Source organism: Paenibacillus melissococcoides (assembly GCA_944800085.1).
GTDB lineage: Bacteria > Bacillota > Bacilli > Paenibacillales > Paenibacillaceae > Paenibacillus_B > Paenibacillus_B melissococcoides.
Window position 1 is genome coordinate 61,192 of sequence record CALYLO010000004.1, and the last position, 24,110, is coordinate 85,301.

General features: G+C 57.9%; 19 protein-coding genes and 1 pseudogene. 19 read left to right on the top strand and 1 reads right to left on the bottom strand.

The features are described from left to right. Positions 1–157 precede the first annotated feature (157 nt). The 19 genes and pseudogenes from cobT to OCY70_RS14960 all read left to right on the top strand — a co-directional run bounded on the left by cobT (position 158) and on the right by OCY70_RS14960 (position 22,050). Entirely contained in the window at positions 158–1,237 is a 1,080-nt protein-coding gene (gene cobT / locus OCY70_RS14865; protein ID WP_213427188.1) for a nicotinate-nucleotide--dimethylbenzimidazole phosphoribosyltransferase, read from the top strand. Next, the gene (gene cobU, locus OCY70_RS14870) at positions 1,234–1,845 is read left to right on the top strand and encodes a bifunctional adenosylcobinamide kinase/adenosylcobinamide-phosphate guanylyltransferase (RefSeq protein WP_213427160.1); all 612 of its coding nucleotides are present in this window, start codon (positions 1,234–1,236) and stop codon (positions 1,843–1,845) included. The genes cobT and cobU overlap by 4 nt, the downstream gene beginning before the upstream one ends. Continuing rightward, the gene (gene cobS / locus OCY70_RS14875) at positions 1,842–2,681 is read left to right on the top strand and encodes an adenosylcobinamide-GDP ribazoletransferase (protein ID WP_213427161.1); all 840 of its coding nucleotides are present in this window, start codon (positions 1,842–1,844) and stop codon (positions 2,679–2,681) included. The genes cobU and cobS overlap by 4 nt, the downstream gene beginning before the upstream one ends. Then, the gene (locus OCY70_RS14880; RefSeq protein WP_373871430.1) at positions 2,678–4,303 is read left to right on the top strand and encodes a cobyric acid synthase; all 1,626 of its coding nucleotides are present in this window, start codon (positions 2,678–2,680) and stop codon (positions 4,301–4,303) included. The genes cobS and OCY70_RS14880 overlap by 4 nt, the downstream gene beginning before the upstream one ends. Before the next feature lie 577 nt (positions 4,304–4,880). Next, entirely contained in the window at positions 4,881–5,372 is a 492-nt protein-coding gene (locus OCY70_RS14885) for an alpha/beta hydrolase (RefSeq protein WP_213427163.1), read from the top strand. Then, positions 5,327–5,485, top strand: a complete 159-nt coding sequence (locus OCY70_RS14890) for a hypothetical protein (protein ID WP_213427164.1) — start codon at positions 5,327–5,329, stop codon at positions 5,483–5,485. The genes OCY70_RS14885 and OCY70_RS14890 overlap by 46 nt, the downstream gene beginning before the upstream one ends. 189 nt (positions 5,486–5,674) lie before the next feature. After that, complete coding sequence (locus OCY70_RS14895; RefSeq protein WP_006678106.1) at positions 5,675–6,190, top strand: DUF2179 domain-containing protein; 516 nt, start codon at positions 5,675–5,677, stop codon at positions 6,188–6,190. A 337-nt stretch (positions 6,191–6,527) separates the two neighbouring features. Next, positions 6,528–7,687: pseudogene (locus OCY70_RS14900) on the top strand (ABC transporter ATP-binding protein). A gap of 3 nt (positions 7,688–7,690) precedes the next feature. Further along, entirely contained in the window at positions 7,691–8,350 is a 660-nt protein-coding gene (locus OCY70_RS14910; RefSeq protein WP_213427165.1) for an ABC transporter permease, read from the top strand. Positions 8,351–8,408: 58 nt separating this feature from the next. Further along, a complete protein-coding gene (locus OCY70_RS14915; RefSeq protein WP_213427166.1) occupies positions 8,409–9,305 on the top strand; it encodes a glycine betaine ABC transporter substrate-binding protein in 897 nt (298 codons plus the stop codon). A gap of 15 nt (positions 9,306–9,320) precedes the next feature. Beyond that, entirely contained in the window at positions 9,321–10,022 is a 702-nt protein-coding gene (locus OCY70_RS14920) for an ABC transporter permease (protein WP_213427167.1), read from the top strand. A 302-nt stretch (positions 10,023–10,324) separates the two neighbouring features. Then, positions 10,325–11,782 carry an MDR family MFS transporter gene (locus tag OCY70_RS14925; RefSeq protein WP_249724714.1) on the top strand — a complete coding sequence of 486 codons (1,458 nt, stop codon included), beginning with the start codon at positions 10,325–10,327 and terminating at the stop codon, positions 11,780–11,782. A 226-nt stretch (positions 11,783–12,008) separates the two neighbouring features. After that, positions 12,009–12,953, top strand: a complete 945-nt coding sequence (locus tag OCY70_RS14930; RefSeq protein ID WP_213427168.1) for an AraC family transcriptional regulator — start codon at positions 12,009–12,011, stop codon at positions 12,951–12,953. Positions 12,954–13,514: 561 nt separating this feature from the next. Beyond that, positions 13,515–15,527, top strand: a complete 2,013-nt coding sequence (locus OCY70_RS14935; protein ID WP_213427169.1) for an endonuclease MutS2 — start codon at positions 13,515–13,517, stop codon at positions 15,525–15,527. A 128-nt stretch (positions 15,528–15,655) separates the two neighbouring features. Further along, positions 15,656–16,396: an ankyrin repeat domain-containing protein gene (locus tag OCY70_RS14940; RefSeq protein WP_213427170.1), complete on the top strand. Its 741-nt coding sequence runs from the start codon at positions 15,656–15,658 to the stop codon at positions 16,394–16,396. A gap of 672 nt (positions 16,397–17,068) precedes the next feature. Beyond that, positions 17,069–17,932: a sugar phosphate isomerase/epimerase family protein gene (locus OCY70_RS14945; protein WP_213427171.1), complete on the top strand. Its 864-nt coding sequence runs from the start codon at positions 17,069–17,071 to the stop codon at positions 17,930–17,932. 77 nt (positions 17,933–18,009) lie between these two features. Then, a complete protein-coding gene (locus tag OCY70_RS14950; protein ID WP_213427172.1) occupies positions 18,010–19,077 on the top strand; it encodes a Gfo/Idh/MocA family protein in 1,068 nt (355 codons plus the stop codon). A gap of 36 nt (positions 19,078–19,113) precedes the next feature. Next, on the top strand, positions 19,114–21,090 hold the full coding sequence (locus tag OCY70_RS14955) for a hypothetical protein (protein ID WP_213427173.1): 1,977 nt from the start codon (positions 19,114–19,116) through the stop codon (positions 21,088–21,090). Positions 21,091–21,174: 84 nt separating this feature from the next. Continuing rightward, positions 21,175–22,050 (top strand): sugar phosphate isomerase/epimerase family protein, encoded by an 876-nt coding sequence (locus tag OCY70_RS14960; protein ID WP_213427174.1) that lies wholly within the window; start codon positions 21,175–21,177, stop codon positions 22,048–22,050. A gap of 379 nt (positions 22,051–22,429) precedes the next feature. On the opposite strand, the gene OCY70_RS14965 is transcribed toward OCY70_RS14960, so the two are convergent. Continuing rightward, on the bottom strand, positions 22,430–23,920 hold the full coding sequence (locus OCY70_RS14965) for a hypothetical protein (RefSeq protein WP_213427175.1): 1,491 nt from the start codon (positions 23,918–23,920) through the stop codon (positions 22,430–22,432). Between the last annotated feature and the right edge of the window lie 190 nt (positions 23,921–24,110).

Here is a 24,110-nt window from a genome sequence, read left to right on the forward strand (position 1 = left end):
AAGCCTTGGATGGAATTCGAGCGGATTCCACGGCATGGCGGAAGATTGACAGACGAACGCGCAGGAAAAGAATCATTTCTGTAATTGGGATGAACATCGATGGCAATGACAACTAGCAACCAACAATGGGAAAACGGAGATGAACGAGATGAATGCGATGAATGAACGGCTTAGCGAAGTAATCGGGCGGATTCCTGCCCTGGACAAGACGGCGATGGAGGCGGCCGCTGCGCATCAGAATCAGCTGACGAAGCCTCCGGGCAGCCTCGGGCTGCTGGAGGAGCTTGCGGTTCAGTTGGCCGGCATTACGGGTACGGTCACACCGGAATTCAAGCAAAAGGCGATTATTGTCATGGCCGGCGATCATGGCGTGTGCGCGGAAGGGATCAGCGCCTTCCCGGCCGAAGTGACCCCGCAGATGGTCATGAACTTCCTTGCCGGCGGCGCGGCCGTCAATGTGCTGGCGCGTCAGGCCGGAGCCGAGGTCATCTGCGTCGATGTCGGCGTCAACGCCGATTTGAGCCATCCGCAGCTGCAATCGCGCAAGGTGCGCCGCGGCACCGGCAACATGGCCCAAGGTCCGGCGATGACCCGGGAAGAGGCAGTGGCGGCGATTCTGGCCGGCGTCGATACGGTGAACGAGTGCGTCCAGGCCGGAATTCGCATGTTCTCTACCGGGGAGATGGGCATCGGCAACACGACGCCGAGCGCCGCCATTCTGTGCGCCTTGACCGGATTGGCGCCGGAGGAGGCCGTAGGCCGGGGAACCGGCATCGGCGATGCGCAATGGGCCCACAAATGCAACGTCGTGCGCCAGGCGCTTGAAGTGAACCAGCCCGATCGCGACGATGCGCTGGATGTGCTCGCGAAGGTCGGCGGACTCGAGATCGCCGGACTGACCGGCGTTATTCTCGGCGCGGCGGCCCATCGGCTCCCGGTTGTCGTCGACGGCTTCATCTCCAGCGCGGCAGCGCTGGCGGCGGTGCGGCTCGCTCCGGCGGCGCAGCCTTATCTGATTGCTTCGCATCTGTCCGAAGAGCGCGGACATGCCGCCTTGCTGGCCGAGCTTGGCCTAAAGCCGGGCCTGCACTTCAAAATGCGCCTCGGCGAAGGAACGGGCGGCGCTCTGATGTTCCCGATTATCGATGCTTCGCTGCGCATTATGCAAGAGATGGCCACCTTCGCCCAAGCGGGCGTATCCAACAAAGACACGGACGAGAGCGAGGGACAAGCATGACGGGGATGGCTGCCGAAGAAAATAAGCTTGTCCTCGTCACGGGCGGCGCGCGCAGCGGCAAAAGCGGCTTCGCGGAGCGGCTGTTCATGAAGCGCATCCCGGATGGAGGCATCTATGTCGCGACCGCGGAAGCCCATGATGACGAGATGCGCGACCGCATTCGCCGCCACCAGTCGGATCGGGAGCAATCGGGTTACGGCTGGAAGACGGTGAACGAGCCGCTCCAGTTGCCGGAATGGCTCGCCCTCACCAGCGCGGATGCAGAGGCCGCCCATGAAGGGCCGGCCGTGCTTATCGACTGCCTGACGCTCTGGCTGTCGAACGAGCTGCTTCAGGCGGAGCGGCAATGGGGAGAGGGCCCGGAAGCCGAGCGCTATCTGGAGGCGCGCATCGAACGGCTGGCGGAGGAAGCCGGCCGCTTCCGCGGCACGCTGGTGATGGTGACGAACGAGGTCGGGGACAGCATCGTTCCCGTCTACAAGCTCGGCCGGATGTTCCGTGACGCGGCCGGCCGCTTGAATCAGCGCATCGCCGTGAAAGCGGATGAAGTGTATCTCGTGACCGCGGGCATTCCGATCGAGCTGAAGAGCCGGGAGGTGCAGCTATGAAGCAGACATGGCAAGGACTCGTTGCGGCGCTGCAATTTCTGACAAGGATCCCCGTTCCGTTCTCGGTGCCGTTCACGAACGAGGTGCTGAAGCGAAGCACCTTCTTCTTTCCGCTGGCGGGCTTCTGCATTGGCGGGCTGGTCTGGGCGGCCGGCTGGGGATTGCTGCATCTGCTTCCCGTCTTCCCGGCAGCCGCGCTGACGCTTACCCTTGCCGTTGCGCTGCAGGGTGGGCTGCATATGGACGGCTGGATGGACACGGCCGACGGCGTGCTCAGCTCGCGTTCCCGCGAACGGATGCTGGAGATTATGAAGGACAGCCGCAGCGGCGCGATGGGCGTCATCGCATGCGTTCTGCTGCTGCTGGTCAAATGGACGCTCCTCGTCTCTCTGATGGAGCTGGGCTTGTGGAACGGCTGGGTTGTCGTACCGTTCATCTGGTCGCGCGTCGCGATGGTATTGGCGCTGGCGAGCAAGCCTCAGGCGCGCCCGGAAGAGGGGCTCGGCGGGTATTTCCTTGGCGTGAAGGCCGGGCATGTCACGATCGCCTATCTGCTCGGCTTCGGGCTTGCCGCCCTGGCCGTCGCGGCATCGGGAATGGCAGATGCCGGAACGAGCCTAAGTGTGCTCACGGGACTGGGACTCTCGTCCCCGGCCGCCGCCATCGCGATGAGCGTCGCCGCGCCGCTGCTGTGCACGGCGGGGGCCTGCCTGCCAATGGAATATTTGTCGCGCAAGCTGGGCGGCCTGACCGGAGATACGTACGGCGCGATTAACGAATGGACGGAGGTCGTCGGCTTGCTGCTGCTTCTCCTGGCGGCAACCGGGAAAGGATGAAGGATATGAGCGAGACATCCGGCGCCGTGCAAGGCGCGGAACAGGCGAAGGAGACGGAAGGACGGCCGCGGGGACGGACGATCATGCTCCAAGGAACCGCCTCCGATGTCGGCAAGAGCGTTGTGACGACGGCGTTATGCCGCATTTTCAAGCAGGACGGGTACCGGGTAGCCCCGTTCAAGTCGCAAAATATGGCGCTCAATTCGTATGTGACGCCGGACGGCAAGGAGATTGGGCGCGCGCAGGGCGTGCAGGCGGAAGCTTGCGGTATCGCGGCGACGACGGACATGAATCCGGTGCTGCTTAAGCCGACGAAGGATATGCATTCGCAGGTCGTGGTCCACGGCAAGCCTTATAAGAACCTGAGCGCCCGCGATTACCGGTCCGGCTTCCTGCCCGAAGCGAAACGGACCGTGGTGGAGGCGGTGAACCGGCTGCGCGCCGCCTACGATATCATCGTCATGGAGGGAGCGGGCAGCCCGGCCGAAATCAATCTGAAGCAGAATGATATCGTCAATATGAACATGGCTGCCTGGGCGGAGGCTTCCGTCCTGCTCGTGGCGGACATCGACCGCGGCGGCGTGTTCGCTTCGATCGTCGGCACCTTGGAGCTGCTGGAGCCGCATGAACGGGAGCGGGTTCAAGGATTCATCATCAACAAATTCCGCGGCGACGTCACGCTGCTCCAGCCTGGACTGGACTGGCTCGAAGAGCGCACCGGCATTCCGGTGCTCGGCGTGCTGCCTTATGCCGACGATCTGGACATTGAAGCGGAGGATTCAGTCGCGCTGGAGCAGTGGAAGGGCAAGGTGCTCCCGGAGAACGACCTGGACATTGCGGTCGTGGGCTTGCCGCGCATCTCCAACTTCACCGACATCGATCCGCTGGCCGCGGAGTCTGATGTGCGCATCCGCTATGTGCGTCGGCCGGAAGAGCTCGGCGCGCCGGATGCCATCATTATTCCGGGGACGAAGAGCACGATGGCCGATCTGCAATGGATGAGGGAGAACGGGCTGGCCGACGCGTTGGTGTCATATGCGAAGGAAGGGGCCGTGACGGGCATTTGCGGAGGCTATCAAATGCTGGGCGAGTATCTGCGCGATCCGTATGGAGCGGAGGCCGAGGCGGGTGCGGTCATGAACGGCCTGGGGCTGCTGCCGATGGAGACGGTGTTCGCCGCCGACAAGCGGACGGAGCGCGTGCGGGGAACGGTCATCGCCTCCGGACTGGGCGGGACGCCGCTAGAAGCTTGCCCTATGGAAGGCTACGAGATTCATATGGGCCGTTCGCTGCCGACGGCGGCGGATATCGCGGCCGAACCGCTGCTGGAGCTGCGGGCTGCGGACGCGGCGGATTCGGCTTCCACCGGGCATGACGGCCTGCTGCATCCGAATGGACGCATCATGGGCACCTATTTGCATGGCTTGTTCCATAATGACGCCTTCCGCAGGGGCTGGTTGAACAGGCTCCGCGAGGCCAAGGGGCTTGCGCCTCTGCCTGTCGAATTGAACTTTGCCGCCCAGCGGGAGGCTGCCTTTGACCGCTTGGCGGATCGGGCCCGCAGCCACTTGGACATGGAGCGGATCTATCGAATACTGCGGATTGCGGAACCGCAGTCGTGATATTGAGGGGGCAGCTATGCCGCCTCCCCGCTTGATGGTCATCGGATAGCGGACAGTCCGGCGCTTGCGCTGCAGGTGCCGGGCTTTTGGCGTCCGCTGCAAGGGGCTTGCGGAGGGGGCTCAGGCTCTTCGGAGTATTCTCCCTTTTACTCAGAAACTGTCCCGCTCAAAAGTGCGTCTACCCGAGACGTACCGTGCTTTTCCGATGTATTCTGCTTTCCCGATGTATTCTGCTTTCCCGATGTACTGTGCTTTCCCGATGCACTGACTTTCCCGATGTACTGTGCTTTCTCGATGTCTCGTGCTTACTGATGTATCGCGCTTCCCACATATATCGTTCATCCGTATTCTGACCTGATGGGAGAGTAGTCGTAAGGGAGAAAGACCGTTCCTTATCCCCTGTTCCCCATGGATGTTCCTGAGCATGTTTCTCTAGCATATTCCTACAGCATATTCCCAAGCATAGTCTCGTTTGACAACATAATTGATAATGATTATCATTATAAACTAATAGAATGGCATCGCGGCAGCTTTTCATGAAAAAGGAAGCCATCAAAGATTAGACAGCGAATGGCTTGTGCGCGAGGGCGCTCCAGATCTTCATCTGACCGTGGCGGGCGACGAAGACGCTAAAGCGACGTTGGTCCTTGTCCATGGTATCGGATGTCATGCCGGCTTCTATACGGACCTAATGAGCCGTTTGAGGAGGGAAGGACTGCGAGTTGTCGCGGTCGACCTTCGCGGGCATGGCAAGAGCATGGGAGACCGGGGGCTGCACGCGTATGAGGAGCTCCTGGAGGATGCGCTTGATGTCGTGGACGCCGCGATACGCAAATATGGGCCGGACGTATACCTGTCCGGCACGAGCTTCGGCGCGTCGGTTGCTTATTACGCCGCGGTCCGCGAGCCAAGGCTGAAGGGCCTTATTTTGCACACTGCATGGGATATTAGGAATCTGCCCGCGACGATAGACAAGCGGCGCATTGACTCCATTGTAAGCAAATACAGGCAGGGGATACGAGCGTGCCGGAACGGAAAACGGGCGTGGCAGAACGGAAGACGGGAGTGACGCCGGGAAGAACGGGCAAGGCGCTGGAAGGATGGGCAAAGCGATGGGAAGGACGGCAGGCGAAGGAGATGGATGCTTCCGGCTGCCGGAGCATTGGAATTCAGTTGCCCTGAAGCCTTGAATTGGCAGGGTCGTCCCCCAGGAAGCTGCTTGTGTTGCGGCTGTAAAGAGATTACAATCAAGGGAGTCTGGCTGCCGGCCGGGGGCCTTATTTTTTGTCCGCGTTTCCGGAAGGGAGAAGAAGGGTAAAGATCTCTATTACTCGCGTTGCACTTGCATCGGCGGAAGGAAAGGAATACGCCATGTTTACGATTCTCATCGCCATTTTCACGATACAAATCGTCTATGTCTCTTTTTTCACGCTGCGCATGATCTTGACCTTGAAGGGACAGCGTTATTTGGCCGCCTCGATCAGCACGGTCGAGATTATCATCTATGTGCTTGGGCTGAATATGGTGCTCAAATATTTGGATGAACCGGTCAGCCTGATCGTGTACGCCGTCGGGTATGGCATCGGGGTGCTGGTCGGCTCCTGGATCGAGGACAAAATCGCGCTCGGCTATGTCGTCTTCAAGGTCATCGTCAACAATCCGGACAGCCCGCTGCCGAATTATTTGCGGGATCATGGCTTCGGCGTCACCTCCTGGATCGGCAGCGGCCGGGACGGCCATCGGCTCATGCTTGAGGTGCTGGCGAAGCGGAAGAACCGCGGCATGCTCCAACAATCGATTTTGGAGATCGAACCGAAGGCATTTATCGTCACCTCCGAGCCGACGCAGCTTCACGGAGGATTTTGGACCAAGGTCACGCGCCGCTAGGACGCGAGACCTTTTTCTATTGCGCTTGGAGAAGGACGGTTTTTTTGGTAAACATAAGAATCCAATAATTGCAGATAATGAATCCAAAGACCTCCGTTTTTGTCGAAGCATAAGTCTTTTGTTTCATATGGTCAGGATAGGGTTAATTATAAAGTATGCTTATGTGTAAATGCGCTTTCAGCGATGGCCCGTTCTATTGTTTGTGCTGATTCGCGTACACATAACACATAACCGCTCCCTATGTCAGGCCGGCCGGATTCATTTACATATTTGGCAGCACCCGCAGGGGCCAACCAGCTTCTATCAATATTATTTATAAAAAAAGAGGTGACGGCGCATGATCCAATTCCAACAAGTGAATAAGGTGTACGAAGGTGGCTTTCACGCATTGAAAGACATCAATCTGGAATTCAAGAAGGGCGAGCTCACCGTTCTGATCGGACCGAGCGGATGCGGCAAATCGACCACCATGAAAATGATTAACCGTCTGATGACCCCTTCAAGCGGAAAAATCCTCATTAACGGCCAAGATATTGCGGAGCAGAACGCTGTCGAGCTGCGGCGCAATATCGGCTACGTCATTCAAAACATCGGATTATTCCCCCACATGACCATCGGCAAAAACGTTGCCGTCGTCCCGCAATTAAAGAAATGGGATAAAGCCAAGATCGAAAAACGGGTGGATGAACTGCTGCGGCTCGTTCACCTCGATCCGGAAGTGTACCGCGATCGCTATCCTTCCGAGCTGAGCGGAGGCCAGCAGCAGCGCATCGGCGTCATTCGCGCATTCGCCGCCGATCCGGACATCATTTTGATGGACGAACCGTTCAGCGCGCTCGATCCAATCAGCAGGGAGCAGCTGCAGGATGAGCTGATCCGGCTGCAGCAGGAGCTGAACAAGACGATTATTTTCGTCACTCATGACATGGATGAGGCGATCAAAATCGCGGATACGATCGTGCTGATGAAGGATGGCGAGGTCGTCCAGACCGGCTCGCCGGAATATATTCTTCGGCATCCGGCCAATGATTTCGTCCGCACGTTCATCGGCCAGAAGCGGCTGGAAGGAGCGGCCGGCTTCGACATTCCGGTCGTGGATGAAGTGATGGTGCCGAAGCCGGTGACGGCGTATCCGAACCGGGGGCTGGCGGAAGCGATCAAGCTGATGGAGAGCCGCAAGGTAGACTCGCTGTTCATCGTCGACCGTGACGACAAGCTGCAGGGCATCGTCTCCATTTATAAGGTGCTGGACACGGCGAGGAGAACAAGCGGGTGAAGGATGTGATGCGGCCGATCGGTTATTTCGTCCGACCGGGAACGCCGCTGCCGGAAGCGGTGCAGATCATGAGCGACAACCGGCTTACGATTTTGGCTGTGGTCGACGAGAACAGCAAGTTTATCGGCTTGATTACCCGCGGCAGCATCGTGAAGCATTTGGCGGACGTCTATCCTTCGATTATGGAGAGCGCGCCGAATACGTTCAGAGAGGAGGCATAACCGATGGATGGATGGTGGACATTTCTGCAAGAGCGCGGGAGCGACATCGTCACGGCGTTGGCCGAACATATGGTCATCTCGGCCGCTTCGGTGCTGATCGGGTGCCTCGTTGCGATTCCGCTCGGCATCGCGCTGATCTACAACACGTTCTCTTGGCTGAACAGCATCGTATTCTTCGTTGCCAATCTGCTGCAGACCGTGCCGAGTCTGGCCCTGCTGGCCATTATGATTCCGCTGATGGGCATCGGCATGAAGCCGGCCATATTCGCTTTGTTCCTCTATTCGATTATGCCGATCCTGCGCAATACGTACGATGGCTTCGAGTCCGTGGACCGAAGCGTGCTGGAATCGGCCCGCGGCATGGGCTATGGGACGTTCCAGCGAATTGTGCGCATTCAGCTTCCGCTGGCCTTGCCTTATATTATGTCCGGCGTGCGCGTGACGACGGTCTATATTATTAGCTGGGCGACGCTCGCCGCCTTGATCGGGGCCGGGGGCCTGGGACAGTTGATCGTATCGGGGATGGGCGTCAACAAGCCGGAGCTGATCGTTACCGGAGCCGTCGGGGCCATCGTGCTCGCGTTTGTTATCGACGGACTTCTCGGGCTATTGGAAAAAGCACTTACACGCCGTTTTGGACGGACGAGCAGCTTGTCTGCTTAACATTGCCGTCCGTAACGGGGTGTACGGTCCGGGATTGAATGAAGGAGGAGGATTCGGTATGACTGGACGAACACGGCCGGCGGGCATCGCGATTGCCTTGCTGGCGTTGACGATATTGCTGTCTTCCTGCGGGCTGGACAACCGGCTTGTCATCGGAGCGCAGACCTATTCCGAGGCGAAAATATTGGCCGAAATGTACAAGGCGCTCATTGAAGATCGCACCGACCTGAAGGCCAAGGTGCTGCCAGATCTGGCGGCGAGCGGCATCGTCATTAACTCGATGAAGAAGAACGAGATGCAGATTGCCACGCTGTATACAGGCGAGATCTTCAACAACCATTTCCCGGTCGTCGAGACGAAAAAGCGGGATGAGGTATTGAAGCAGGCCCAGGAGGGCTTCGATAAATATTTTGATTTTACGTGGTTCGATCCGCTTGGCTTCGAGAATACGTATGCCTTCACCGTGCGCAGCGATCTGGCGCAGGAGCGCGGATATAAGAAAATATCCGATGTGCAGAAGGATGCCGGCAGTCTGCGGCTGGGCGTCGATACGACCTGGCTCGAGCGGGGACTGGACGGATACAAGGGCTTCCAGGATGAGTACGGCTTCCGGTTCGGCAAAGAGTTCCCGATGGAGCAAAGCCTCGTGTACGAGGCGGTGGCGAACAACCAGGTCGATATTGTGCTTGCTTATTCCACCGATTCGCGTCTGAAGGCTTACCAATTGAAGACGCTGCAGGATGACAAGCAATTTTTCCCGCCGTATGACGCTTCGACCGTGGTGCGCAATGATGTGCTGGAGGCGCATCCGGAATTGAAGGAGGTGCTCGGCCTGCTCGTCGGAACCTTGGACGAGAAGACGATGATCGATTTGAACTATGAAGTGGATGTCGAAAAGAAAAGCGAACGGGAAGTGGCCGTCAACTATTTAAAACGAGTCGGATTGCTTCAGTAAGAAAGGAGGCCCGCTATGGGAAGCTATGAATGGACCATTGCCGATTTGCTCGCGTATATCGGCCGCAATACGGATTTGTTATGGGAATATTTCGTGACCCATATTATCATGGTGCTCACCGGCGTCGGCCTGGCCTTCGTCATCGGGGTTCCGCTCGGCGTGCTGTGCTCCCGGTACAAGGGCTTGTCCAGGCTCATTCTCGCGGTGACGAGCACGCTCCAGGTCATTCCGAGCCTGGCCCTGCTCGTGCTGCTGATGCTCGCGTTCGGGCTCGGCACGAAGACGGTCGTCGTCGGCCTGCTCCTGTATTCGCTCAATCCGATCGTACGGAATACGTACGTCGGCCTGAAGCAGGTCAATGCGAGCTATGTCGAAGCCGGCCGCGGCGTCGGCATGAGCCCGCTGCAGCTATTGTTCAAGGTGCGGTTCCCGCTGGCGCTGACGTATATGCTGACCGGGCTGCGCATCGCAGCCGTCATCGCGATCGGGGTCGCGACGATCGCGCCTATCGTCGGCGGGGACGGATTGGGCCGGGAAATCTATGCCGGCATCAATTCGCAGAACCCGCTGCGCATCTACGCCGGGGCGATCCCGGCGGCGCTGCTCGCCATCGTCGCGGATGTGCTGCTCGCCATCCTGCAGAAACGATGGAACCTCACGGAACGCAGGTCGCGGAAGAACGGCGTTCAGGCCGATTCCACCCGCTCCGCCACGTAACGCGGCTTGAAGCCCGCAGCCGGATCCGCCGATCTGGCTGCGGGCCTTATTTTGCTTGGGTTAAAGCGCTCAAGTCAAACCTGTTCAGCGGTTCTTCGACTGCCGATTTTCAATAATTACATATGTCAATATTGACATTATAACGATCCTGCCTTTACAATTTTGGAGGAACAGGTACAGGCGCCATGCCGGGAGCGGCCGCATGAATGCGCACTGGCTGTCCGCAATCTTATCGCATGAATGGTTCTTAAGCGATACAGGCAAACGAGAAAGGCTGTGGAAGGATGGGAGAAGGGAATACGATGACGAACCGTTCCTTTTGGAGCATTATGTTCGCCATTTTCTTTGGAAATTTTTTGGCCGTACTGAGCACGAACACGATCAATATCGCTCTTCCCGTGCTGATGGATCATTTTCACGCGGAGCTCCAGACGATTCAATGGGTGTTAACCGGGTTTATGCTGGCGACGGGCGTTATTGCGCCTGTGGTCGGTTATTTCGGCAACCGCTTCAGCACGAAACGGCTTTATATGATCGCCCTGGGAGGCTTCGTCCTCTGCTCGATTCTGTGCGCACTGTCCTGGAGCGAGTGGAGCTTGACTGCGTTTCGGGTGCTGCAGGGCGCCTTCAGCGGGATTATTATGCCGACGACGATGTCGATCGTCTATCAGGCCGTTCCGAAGGAGCGGCAGGCGACCGCGATCAGTCTGTGGGGCTTGTCGGCGATGCTCGCACCGGCCGTCGGGCCGACGCTGGCCGGCTTCATCGTGCACGTGGGGGACTGGCATTGGCTGTTCTGGCTCAATGTGCCGATCGGGGCGGAGGCGCTGCTTGCCGTCGCGAAGTTCATTCCGTATTACCGGCTGGACCGCCAAGGGCATTTTGACAAGATCGGATTCGTGAGCGTCGTCGCCGGGAGTCTGGCGGTGCTGCTGGCCTTCGGCAACAGCTCCGCCTGGGGATGGCTGTCAGGGAAGACGATGGGGCTCCTGCTCTGCGGGACGGCCATCATCGCCTTCTTCGTCCGCCATTCGCTGCGTCAAGAGAAGCCGCTGCTCGATTTCCGGCTGTTCACGTACAAACGGTACACGGTCAGCATGCTGCTCGTGTGCATTTTCACGATAAGCTTGTACGCCGGAGCGCTGCTGACGCCGCTCTTCCTGCAAAAGGTTCAGGGCGCTTCGACGCTGACCTCGGGTCTCGTCCTGCTGCCGGCGTCCGCGTTGATGGCCTTCGTCATGCCCTTCACCGGGCGCTGGTACGAACGTTTCGGCCCGGTCCGCCTGATTACCGTCGGGCTTCTGCTGATGGCTGTTGCCACCTATGCGATGAGCCGGCTGCATCCCGATTCGCCGCATTGGTATATTACGGCATGGATGGCTGTGCGCAACGTCGGCATCGCCCTGGCGAACACCCCGGCGACAAATGCGGGAATGACGGCGATTCCGCGGGAGCGGTCAGGCTACGGCTCCTCGATCAACAGCTGGCTGCGGCAAGGGCTGGCGTCGTTGTCGATCAGTCTCTTCACCTCGCTTCTGGCTTCGCGCACCATTGCGCATGAGGCCGGGCTGCGCGGCGCCATCGCCGATCCATCGCGGCTGCATGATACGGCCTACACGATGAGCATCAATGATATTAACCTGATTAGCGTCGGCTTGACCTTGCTCGGACTCCCGCTCGTCTATCTGCTCAGCCGCACGCCGAACCGGCTTCCGGCTTCCGTTGACCGGGCCGCTTCCTCGGAAGCTTCCCGTTCTTAAGCGGGTCAATAATTTCTACAGATAGTGGATGAATTGTGCGATCGATGATGGGCAAACACATTCAAGCGTTGTACAATAAGAGATGACGGGAATCAGAAAACGTGTTCAAAAAGACTGTGGATTCAAGATTCGCTTCCGAGATGGTTTCCTAAATGTCGCTTCGCGATCAAAACGGACTTTTTGAACAACCTCTTAACCTCTTAAATGGACAGACAGGGTGATGTACATGTCACATGACGGCAGGCGCGGTCATGACTGCGAGACTGAGGCGCGCGGCGTCATCGAATTTCGTTCGGAGCAGGAGCTGCAAGCCCATCTTCCTTGCAAGGTGTACAGGTTGGATCAGTCGATCGGCAACATCTGGGATCATACTCATGACTACATTCAGATCTGGTACGTGCTGAAAGGCGAGTTCAAGCATACGATTAACCATCACAGTTATCATATGGTCAAAGGGAATTTATTCATTATCCCGCCGTTCGCGGTCCATCGGGTAGAAATGGTCTCCGGGCAAGAGGTTGAGATTATCGGCTGCGAGTTTTTGCCGCATTTTGTCCTTGATCCGGCGGAGCGCGACGGCGAGCGGGGCGTTGACTTTTCTTATCTGGAGCAGTTCCTGATGGATGAGAAGCAATCGACGCCGAAGGTGGCCCTGACGGGTGATACCGATATCCAGGTGGGGAGGCTGCTGCAGGAGATGCTGGAGGAGTATCAGCATACCCGCCGTTATTACGAACTGGTGCTGAAGGCCGATCTGCTTCGGCTGCTGGCGATTATTATCCGCGAGTATACGAAGCCGGCCGACAAGACAAGCGAAGAAGACGATCGGGTGGAAAAATACCGGGACGTCATTACCTCCGTCACCGAGTATATTCATCTTCACTATGCGGAAGAGCTGAGGCTGGAACGGCTGTGCCGCGAGTTCAGCTTGTCGAAGACGTATTTTTGCTACTTGTTCAAGCGCTTCACCGGCAAGACCTTCAATGATTACTTGATTGATCTGCGGGTGCGCAAGGCGGTTGATTGTCTGCTGGAATCCGATATGTCGATTACGGAAATCTGCTTCGGCGTCGGGTTTAATGATCTGGCTTATTTCTCGCGGATATTCAAGCGCCATACCGGCCTGTCTCCCTCTCAGTACAAGAAGAAGGCGCCCGGGCGGCTGGAGTAAGAAGAATAATCCGCATTTTCAAGGGGCGGAAGCGCAGTCCCGCGCGGACGGGAGAGCGCGCGGAGTCGGCAGATCGGAAGTAACGGGAGCCATGCTTGACTTTGCGGGTACAATCGTTTACGATGAATTTATCCATATACAGGGAGAGATGTTAATGTTGGCGGTCGTTCTTAACTAATCAATTCCATAGGGAAGCTTGGCATAGGTTCGAAAATGCGTCTTGCGAGACGTTTATTTGAGCATGTGCGAATCAGACTTCCGGAATTAGTTAAGAACAGCGGATATTCATTTGAAGCCAAGATTAACGTCTGCAGGCGACACCGATCCGTGCTGTTGTTAGAGCACGGTTTTTTTTGTGTTCAGGAGTGGGTAAACGCGCACGCTCATGGCGCGCGCTCCAACTCCTTGCATGTGATTGCGCTGCCCGGGAGGGACCGGGAGCGTCGGGTCGCGATACGTTATGACAGAAGGCAGAAGATGCGATAGTTGCGCATTCTTCTGCCTTTTTTGTCGTATGCGGACATCTGTATGGGATAAAGATACGAGAAGGAGTGCTGATCAATGGACGACAAAATGATGGAGCGCCTGGAATACGGACGCGTGAAGCAGGAAGTAATGAAGTATGCCCTATCCTATGCCGGGCAGCGGCATATTGAGGAGATGAAGCCGCTCACCGATGCGAAGGCGGTGCAGCATGCGCTGCTGGAGACGGAAGAGGCGACCCGAATGCTCGCCAAGGGGGCAAGCGTTCCGATCCCTTCCCTGCAAGGGATGGACACGGTACTGTCCCTGCTTGGGTCAGGGTATCTGTTCGGCGAGAAGGATATTGCGCATGTACGGCAGTTTCTGCACAGCTGCTCGCAGCTCATCGCCTATATGCGGGCCAAGGCGGAAATCGCTCCGACGGTCGCCGCCTATGCCGCTTCGATGCATCCGCTGGACGGGGTGGAGTCCGAGATCGACCGCTGCCTCGCGCACGGCCGGATTCGGGACGAGGCGAGCAAGGAACTGCATAAGGTCCGGCGCAAATTGACGGCCGTCGAAGATAAGATCCGCGGCAAAATCGACGCGCTGTTGAGCCGGTACCGCTCGCTGATGCAGGAAAATCTCGTGAGCCAGCGAAACGGACGTTATGTTTTTCCGATCAAAAAGGAGTACCGGAAGCAGATCAAAGGCAGCGTCGTTGACGAATCGTCCAGCGGGCAGACGGTCTATGTCGAGCCGCAGGAGCTGGCCGTGCTGCAGCAGGAGCTGGCGATCCTTCGTATCGAGGAAGGGAAGGAAGAGGCGAAGATTCTCAGCTATTTGACCGAGTTGCTCGAAGGGAAGGCGGAGGAGCTGCGCCGCAATGCGGAGACGGTGGGCTGGTATGATTATGTGTTCGCGCGGGGAAAGTATGCGCAATCGATCGAAGGGCAGCCGGTCCGGTTGAACGAGAACGGCGTCGTCGATCTGCGGCAGGCGAAGCATCCGCTGCTCGGCGGCGGCACGGTGCCGCTCGATATTCAGATCGGGCGGGGGTACCGGGCCTTGATCGTCACCGGGCCGAACACGGGCGGCAAGACGGTGGCGCTCAAGACGGTCGGGCTGCTGTGCCTGATGGTGCAGTCCGGCTTGCTGGTACCTGCCGGGGAAGGAAGCAGCTTCCCGGTGTTCCGCCATATCGCGGCCGATATCGGCGACGGGCAGAGTCTGGAGCAGTCGCTTAGCACGTTCTCGGCCCATATTACGCGGGTCATCGATATGCTGACCTTTGCGGATGAGGCGACACTCGTGCTTATCGATGAGATGGCGTCGGGCACCGATCCGGGAGAAGGGGTCGCTCTGTCGATCGCGCTGCTGGAGGAGCTGTCTCGGCGCGGGACGATGGTCATCGCGACGACCCACTACAACGAGATCAAGCATTTCGCCGGCGTCACGCCGGGCTTCCGCAACGCGCGGATGGAGTTCGATCCGGATACGCTGAGGCCGCTCTATCGGCTCTGCATCGGAGAAGCCGGCAGCAGCTACGCCTTCCTCATCTCGCGGAAGCTCGGGCTGAACCCGGAGCTGATCCGCAGGGCGGAGGAACTCGCGGCGCGCCGGGAGGAAAGGCCGGGGCTGCGCGTGGAGGCGGAAGCGGGGACGGCGGCGGGCTATGACGCCGCATTGCTGCGGGCCGGCGATTCCCCGGCGGAGTCGGTGTCCCGGCCGATGCCCGCCTCGGTGGCGTCCGCGGAGGTGAAGGAAGCCGCTTCGCCTGAGAATGGGGCAGCGGAGAATCCGCCTGCAGGGGAGGCGAAGCAGGACCGCCCGCTGGAGATTGGCGATTGCGTCTATATCTCGTACCTGGGGCGGACCGGAATCGTATATGAAGCAGCGGATGCACGGGGCAATGTCGGGGTGATGATTCAGCGGCAGAAGGTCAAAATCAACCATAAGCGGCTGTCGCTGTATATCGAAGGCAAGGAATTGTATCCGGAAGATTATGATATGGACATCGTGTTCGAGTCCAAGGAGAACCGGAAAAAGCGGAAGCTGATGGAGCGCAAGCATGTGGAAGGCTTGAGCATTGTCCATGAGGCGGAGAAATGATGCCGGGCGGGGCCTGCGGGCCCCGTCAGATCCGAATCATATGGAGCGCGAACAATGAAAATATTTTAGCTATCGGTGGGGACGTGATACAGTAAAGCGAGATAATTGGGTAATCGAGGAGGGGATTCATGATGCTGCGCGCAGTATTGCTCTGCCTGTCGCTGGTGTTGGCATCGGCCTGCGGTAACGCGGCGGATCGCTCCGCAGGCGGCCATATGCAGGAGGAACCGGGGAAGGACAGCGGAAGCAGGGAAGCGAAGGCCCGCGATGCGGCGCTGCTTGACGCGGCGAAGAAGGGCAAGGAGGAAGACGTCCGGCGATATATTAAGGAAGGCGCCGATGTCAATGCGCAGGACGGCAGCGGGCGCACCCCGGCGATGCTGGCGACGCTCGGCGGACATACGGAGATCGTTCGCCTTTTGATTGAGTCGGGGGCGGATGTCAATATCCAGGCGGATAACCGGGACAACCCGTATTTATATGCGGGCGCGGAGGGGCTGCTCGATATTTTGAAGCTGACGATTGAAGCGGGCGCGGACACGAAGCGCACGAACCGCTTCGGCGGAACGGCGCTTATCCCGGCGGCGGAGCACGCGCATCTTGACGTCATCGAGTATTTGCTGACGTCGTCGGATGTGGATGTGAACCATGTGAACAACCTCGGCTGGACCGCCCTTATGGAGGCGGTCGTGCTGGGCTGCGGCGGGGAGCCGCACCAGCGGGCGGTGGAGCTGCTGATCCGGCATGGCGCGGACGTCAACATCCCGGATCGTGACGGGGGGACCGCCCTCAGCCATGCCCAGTCGCGCGGCTTCACCGAGATCGCGCGGCTCCTGGAGCAGGCCGGAGCCAAGGCGGATGCTCCTTAGAGCCGGCAGCGCCTCGCCTTGGCTTCTGCCTTGCCCTGGCGTGGAGGCGAAGTGATTTGTCCCCTTGCTCTTATGTTCACTTTCCCATCGATTCAGGTTCGCTGCCTGCTTGTTGTCTCATCCCCTTTGATGTCCTTATGAGTACTCTCCCATTGAGTCAGAATTATTTTTTTTCTGTTCCGATGGGATACTGTTCGGCGATGAGGGATACTATTAGATGCAAGCTTCCTGTGCCGATGGGATAATGGTGATAAGAGAGCATGAGCAGGTTCGTTTTCTGCGTCGATGGGATATTGGTGATAAGAGAGCATGGGGAGGTTTGTTTCCTGCGTCGATGGGATATTGGTGATAAGAGAGCAAGGCCAGTTTTTTTCTGCGCCGAGGGGATAGAGGTCGTAAGAGGCCAGAGGATGATTAGAGCTGACTATTTAAGTACGGCACGCCGTGTCGTCCCTGCCCAAAAGAGCGTATTGATTTATACATTTGTCTTGGAGTCCCGGCTTGCCGGGTTTATTTGTGTAAGAAAGTCCAACAATTGTGGACTATAGTTCAATGTGTTTTGCACGGGATTTCCTATAATAGAGGTGAGAGGAGCGGCCGGAACTGTAACCGTTTGCAGCAACAGGGCGGGATACAAGCCGGTTGAACCAAGACGAAATGGAGTGAGCCAGGGTGAAATTAGGAGTCAGTATTTACAGCTTGCATGCCGCGCTGCAGGACAAACGGATGACGGTACTGGACGTGCTGGACTGGATGAAGGCGCAAGGAGCCGATCATGCGGAGATCGTGGATATGGATCTCGATTTGGCCAATCATCCCGATCGGGTGGACGCCATTCGCCAGAAGGCGGCGGAGATCGGTCTGGAATTGTCCAATTACTGCATCGGGGCGAACTTCGCCGGACTCGACGACGAAGCGTTCGCCAAGGAAGTAGCGCGCGTCAAGTCGCATGTGGACGTGGCTCATCGTCTCGGCGTGAAGCGCATGCGGCATGATGTCGCATGGCGGTCCTACCCGGAGACCGATGTCAGCTACTTCGAGCAGGATTTCCCGGCGCTCGTGGAGGCATGCCGCCAAATCGCCGACTATGCGGCGGGCTTCGGCATTACGACAAGCGTGGAGAACCACGGCTTCTACATTCAGGCAAGCGAACGGGTGAAGCGTCTCGTGCTGGCGGTCGATCGCGAGAACTTCCGCACGACGATGGACGTGGGCAACTTCACGTGCGCGGACGAGAATCCGCTGAATGCCGTCCGCAACAACGTCGGGCTGGCGTCCATGGTTCACCTGAAGGATTTCTACATCCGTCCGGCGGACCGCAATCCGGGCGAAGGCTGGTTCCGCTCGCTGCATGGCAATTACTTGCGCGGCGCCATCGTGGGGCAAGGCGATCTGCCAATGTACGATATTATCCGCACCGTGAAGAAAGCGGGCTATGACGGATATGTCAGCATCGAATTCGAGGGCATGGAAGATTGCCTGCGAGGTACGAAAATCGGAATCGAAAACGCGCGGCGCATCTGGTCTGAAGTGTAAACGCGCCATAATACGATTATTTTATAGCCGGAGTTAAGCAACTCTTTATTATCAATATCTATGGGAGGAAGTCCAACATGAGCAAAGTCAAAGTAGGCGTCATTGGCGCAGGTTCCATCTCGGAAATGCATTTTGGAGGATATCAAAAGAACAATGAAGCCGAACTGGTGGCGGTCTGCGATCTGAACGCGGATCGGGCAAAGGAGAAGGCAGAGAAATTCGGGGCTCCCGACGCGAAGATCTACACGGATTATCATGAACTGCTTGCGAATCCGGATGTAGAGGCGGTCAGCATCTGCACATGGAACAACTCTCACGCGGAGATCGCGATTGCCGCGCTGGAAGCGGGCAAGCATGTCCTCGTCGAGAAGCCGCTCTGCAAGACGGTCGAGCAGGCGCTGGCGGTGCAAGAAGCGCAGAAGAAAAGCGGCAAGACGCTTCAAGTGGGTTATGTCCGCCGCTATGGCATGAATACCCGCGTGTTGAAAAAATTCATCGACGCCGGCGACCTGGGCGAAATCTACTATGCGAAGGCATCCTGTCTGCGGCGTTTGGGCAACCCGGGCGGATGGTTCAGCGATGTGGAGCGTTCCGGCGGCGGGCCGCTTATCGACCTGGGCGTCCATGTCATCGACCTGTGCTGGTATCTGATGGGCAAGCCGAAGGTCAAATCGGTCAGCGGCAACGCGTACAACCGTCTCGGCAACCGGAACCATATCGAGAATCTGTCCTTCTACCAGGCAGCGGATTATGACGCGAACGTGAACACGGTCGAGGATATGGCCAACGCGCTTATCCGCTTCGAGAACGGAGCGTCGATCGCTGTCGATATCAGCTTCGCGCTGCATTTGAAGCAGGACGAGATCAGCGTCCGCTTGTTCGGGGACAAGGGCGGCGCTGAAGTCGAGCCGCAGCTGCTCGTTATGGGAGAGAAGCATAATACGATCTTGAACATGACGCCGCAAATCGACCACCTCAGCTTTGATTTCGAACGGGGCTTCCAAAAAGAAGTCGATCATTTCATCGATTGCTGCCTCGGCCGCACCGAGACGATTTGTCCGGTGGAAGACGGCGTGGAGCTGATGAAAATCCTTTGCGCCATTTACGAATCGAGCGCTAAGGGAACCGAAATTGTTTTCTCTTAATGCAATGGCGAAGAAGCGGGAGGGAGGAAGAACAGCATGAATGGCAAATACCCCGCTTTGGCTGTAATTACACGCAGTAATGATAATGACATGCTGCAGGCGATTCGGCTGATTGAGCCGAATGTGGCCGTCCTGCATCCGGATGAGGTGCGGGAAGGCGTACTGGATGTATACGAGGCGATTGCGCTGCTCGGCGGAACGGAAGAGACGCCTCTTCTGTTCCCCGCGCATCAGCGCGTGCTGCTGGAAAGGCAGATTGCGGCCGGCAAGCGGATATTCGCGGAATATGTGGCCAGCATCGGCCATGTTTATTGCGAGCCGCCCCAGTCGACGCGCTATCATCGTCTCATTTATTGCTCCAAGGAGACGGATCTGGCGGGACTGCCGCTCGGCGCGCTGCTCGATGACCAGTGCGGCCTGCGTCTTCGTCCCTTCGCAGGGGCGTGCCTGCATGACGTGCCGATTTTGCAGTATGCGCGGGTGCATGCGCATGACCGCGTGGAACTGGACGATTCCTTCTTCGGGGAAGTGTCCGACCGCGCGCTCTGGTTCGAGCAGGACACGCTGCTCGTCTGCGGCTTCCGGCTCTGCCAGTGGCTGCGCGCACGCTATTCTCCTCTGCAGCGCATCCGGCATGTCGTCGCCTTTATCATCGGCTGGCTGCTTGATCGCCGGGTCGAGGTCGCGGCTCTGTCTCCGCTGGAGCCAGTCGTCAGCACCGGCTCTGACGGAAGGCGGGCGGCTTCCCACAGAGAAGCCGCGGAACGCGCCATCCGCTGGTTCGAGCGATCGGGCGTGCTGTATGATGAAGGCCGCACCGGGGTGCACGAGGGCTGGGGCACCGAGATATACGGCGACGGCAGTCAGCGGCTGAGCCGCCAACAGCGGGCCGATTGCATCGGCGAGACGGCGATGGCCTATTTCATGCATTACAAGGTGACGAACGATGAGCGCAGTCTCGCCATTGCCAATCGCCTGAATGATTATGTATTCCAGTATTTTCTGTGCAAAGAGGATGTCCTTTGGTCCGGCATGATGCGTTTTAACGCAGAGGCGTGGAGCATCTGTTATCAGGATGACGTGTCGCGCGCCATCCTGCCGCAAATGTGGCAGTGCTTCGTGGAGGGCAGCGAACGTCATCTGGACGACTGTCTGCTGGCGCTCAACTTCCTCTTGAAGACGACCGGGTCGGATGGCATGCGGGTGTCGCGCACGAATAATATGATATTCGACCGCCATCCCGAGGAGCTGCACAGAATGCGCAGCGAGCCGGCCCAATTCCCGAGCGCGCATTACAACGCTTATTATTACGCGGCGCTGCTGCTCGCGCACCAGCTCACCGGCATCCGGCTGTTCCTCGATGCGGGGCGCAAAGGGCTGGAGGCGCTGATGCGCGTCTACCCGGATACGGTGCGGGAGCAGAGCCAGACGCAGGAGCTGTGCCGTCTCGTGCTGCCGCTGAGCTGGCTCTATTGGTCGACGCAGGATGAGCGGCATCGCGAGTGGCTGTACCGGGTAACCGAGGATTTACAGCGCTTCAAGCATCCGAGCGGCGCTTACCTGGAATGGGATGAAGGCTATAAGGCGCCGATGTGGGAAGAGAATGGGATGCGGGACAACTCGCTCGTCACCGAGAACGGGCACCCTGTCGTGGACCTGCTGTATTCCAACAACTGGCTGCCGATGGCTTGGATGCAGGCTTACTTCGTGACCGGCGACAGCATGTTCCTTGACTTGTGGACGGAGAGCTCGGACTTCATGGTCCAGGCCCAGCTCAGCAGCGCCAATCCGGAGATCGACGGCGCCTGGGCACGGGCTTACGATGTCGAGCTCGGCGAAGTCTTCGGATCGCCGTCCGACATGGGCTGGGGCCCATGGGCGATAGAGTCGGGCTGGACGGTGGCGGAGATTGCGAGCGGGCTTATGGTCGGCGAACTGAAGGATGAGCTTGCGCCCCTTTTTCAAGAGCATGCCGCGAAGCGGCGGAAGGGAACGGGCTATCCGAACCGCTGACCGGACGCTCGGCCTGCTAAATTGAATTCTGAACATGTACAAGAGCGCATTACTATCATAAACCTGATTTAAGGAGTGATTCACATGCCATTGTTAACGAATCCAATCGGTGTCATTACGGACAGCTTCCGTCTTCCGCTTCGGGAAGCGCTGGCCAAGGCGAAGGAAGTAGGCGCGGACGGCGTGCAAATCTATGCGGTCAGCGGCGAGATGGACCCGGATAATTTGTCGAAGGATGCTCGCAAAGAGCTGGCGAAGTATATCGATTCGCTCGGCTTGAAAATATCGGCGCTGGTCGGCGATCTGGGCGGTCACGGCTTCCAGGACAAAGAGGCGAATCCGGCCAAAATCGAGAAGTCGAAGCGCATCCTCGATCTGGCGCTGGATATGGGAACCAACGTCGTGACGACGCATATCGGCATCGTGCCGCATGAGCAGAACGAGATTTATTATGCGATGCAGCAGGCTTGTGAAGAGCTGAGCCAGTACGCGAACAGCCTGGGCGCGCATTTTGCGATTGAGACCGGCCCTGAACCGGCGGCGCATTTGAAGTCGTTCCTGGATACGTTGTCGGGAAAAGGGGTCGCCGTCAACTTCGACCCGGCGAACATGGTGATGGTGACCGGGGACGATCCGGTGCAAGGCGTTCATACGCTGAAGGATTACATCGTTCATACGCACGTCAAGGACGGCGTCCGTCTGCGCGAAGTCGATCCGCGCCTCGTCTACGGCATGCTCGGATTCGAGCCGATGTCGCATGAGAAGATTGCGGACATGGCGACCGACGGGCCATTCAAGGAAGTGCCGCTCGGCGAAGGCAAAGTAGACTTCGACGCGTATTTCCAAGCCTTGGTCGATATCGGCTATACCGGCTATTTGACAATCGAACGCGAAGTCGGCGATTCTCCGGAGGCCGACATCCGCAAAGCGGTTGAATTCATTAAGCGCTATAAAGGCTAAACAAGCAAGGGGGTGTCCCAAAAGTAGTATTTAACTACAGTGAGACAGCCCCCTGATTCTCAAAGCTCGACTCGCCGAAAACTGCAAAACGGCAGCTTTCCTTTATGACGTGTACTCCGTTACAGGGAATCCTGCAAAACGGCATCAATTTCTGACTATCCAATCGATAAAAGACAAAAATCGATGAACATCATGTAATTTTGCAGGAATTTCATCAAATCGCGGCTTTAAGAGCAGAAATTAATGCATCCACGCAGCATTTCACTGCTTCATCCATCTTCCACCAGTTTGCGCCGCCGTTTTTCCCGCATCCACATTCTCTGTTACCTCGTCATCTCCATCATTTTGCAGTGCCTCTGAGACACCCCCTTATTTTTTCTTATGATGTGGGCGGGCTGTTCAGCAATTGCCAGAGCCGGTCATGTGCCTCCGGCCCGAGCGCATCCTCTGCTACATTGAGGAAGCCTTCGATGCTCGCGAATTGCCCCCGGTAGCGATTGTAATAGCTTTTGCAGAGCACGGGAACGGCATCGGTTCCGACGGTCTGCGTCCAGACGGCGAGCAGCTCGGCGCCCCGCTCGCGGTAGATGGTCATGGCGTCCTCCCCGAGCCGGGCGGCAGGGAGCGCGAGCGCCCGGTAATCGGTTGTCGAGGCGGAAGGCCAAGGCTCCTGCAGCCGCTGATGCCGATAAAAGCGTGCGGCGAATTCGGACATCCCCTCATCTAGGAATCCGTCGGTCCGTGAATTGACGCCGATCGCGGAACCGAACCACTGCTTCGCAATCAAGCGAAGCATGTCGGGCGAGAGCGGGCCTTTCAGCTTCTCTTCCCGGCCGAACAGGACGACGCCATCGAGGCTGTCGCTCATCTCGGCATACGGAGCTTCGACGAATGCCAAATGCGTTCCCGGCAGCTCCCCGACGGCATCGGAGTAGAACGCGATCGCATCGGCTGCGGCGTCAAGCCATTGCTCGGACGGCAGCTCCCCGTCGTCCAACGTGTAGACCGCGAGAGACTTCCCGTCCGGGAGCGGCCGCTTCGTCTCGGTATAGTCCGGGCTGGCGTAGAACGCGAGCTGGCGGATGCCATTGGCGCGGATATGAGTGGATTGCAGAGCGTCTTGCACCCGATGATCCAATTGCTGCCCTGTCGTGACGACGATCCAGGAAGCGGGGAGTTGGAGATGAACGTCGTAATCGGCCGCATAAAAATAATCGCTCGGGTAACCGGGGTAATTCGGCACCCGGTTCCAGGCATGGCGCAGCGGGTTGTATACCGCAAGCTGCGGCGTCCAGTAGGTGCCGCCGGCGAATTGTTCGTTGTAAGCCAACCGCCAGGCCCCGTACGGGAGCTGAATCTCGTAGCGGATGCGGAGAGATACGGAGCCGTTCGGGGCAAGGGGCTGCTTCAGTTGTACGGTCAGAGACTGATTGACATGCTCGTACTCCAGAGGCTGGCCGTTCTCCAGCGTTACGGCGGTCGTGGTGACTCCGCCGCTGGCAGGCAGATCGGAGAGAGCGGTCCCCAGTAACCCTTCGGATGCGAGGCGCTGATTGAGCTTCCGCTCATGAATCGGCTGCGTGTCCGGAGTCCGGTAGCTATCGGCATACCAATGGAAGACGAGCTCTTTCAAGGCCTGATCGAATACATTACGAAAATGCAGGACCGTCGTCACCTTCAGCGAATGAGCAGCATCATCCCAGACGGCGGTCACTTGATACTGAATGGGAGATGATCCCTGCAGAGCCTGTGCGCTGCTGTCCTTCCCCGTACATCCTACAAGGACGGACATAAGGGCCAGCAGGGAGACGAGAATGCCGGCATGCCGCAGCAGAAGTGTATTGTATATAGAAACGTCCGTTAGCCTCATTGGCCATCTTCCTTCCGTCATCGGTCCTGTCGTATGTTATATTTATTGTATCGAAGGCACATTTCGGGTCCTATTGAATTGACTTACGCCATGCTTACGATTTTGTCATCCGCAACCGATAAAAAATTCAGGACTATTGTCGCAGAAAAATATGGTATTATTACATAAGTGTGAAAAAACTTATAGAATA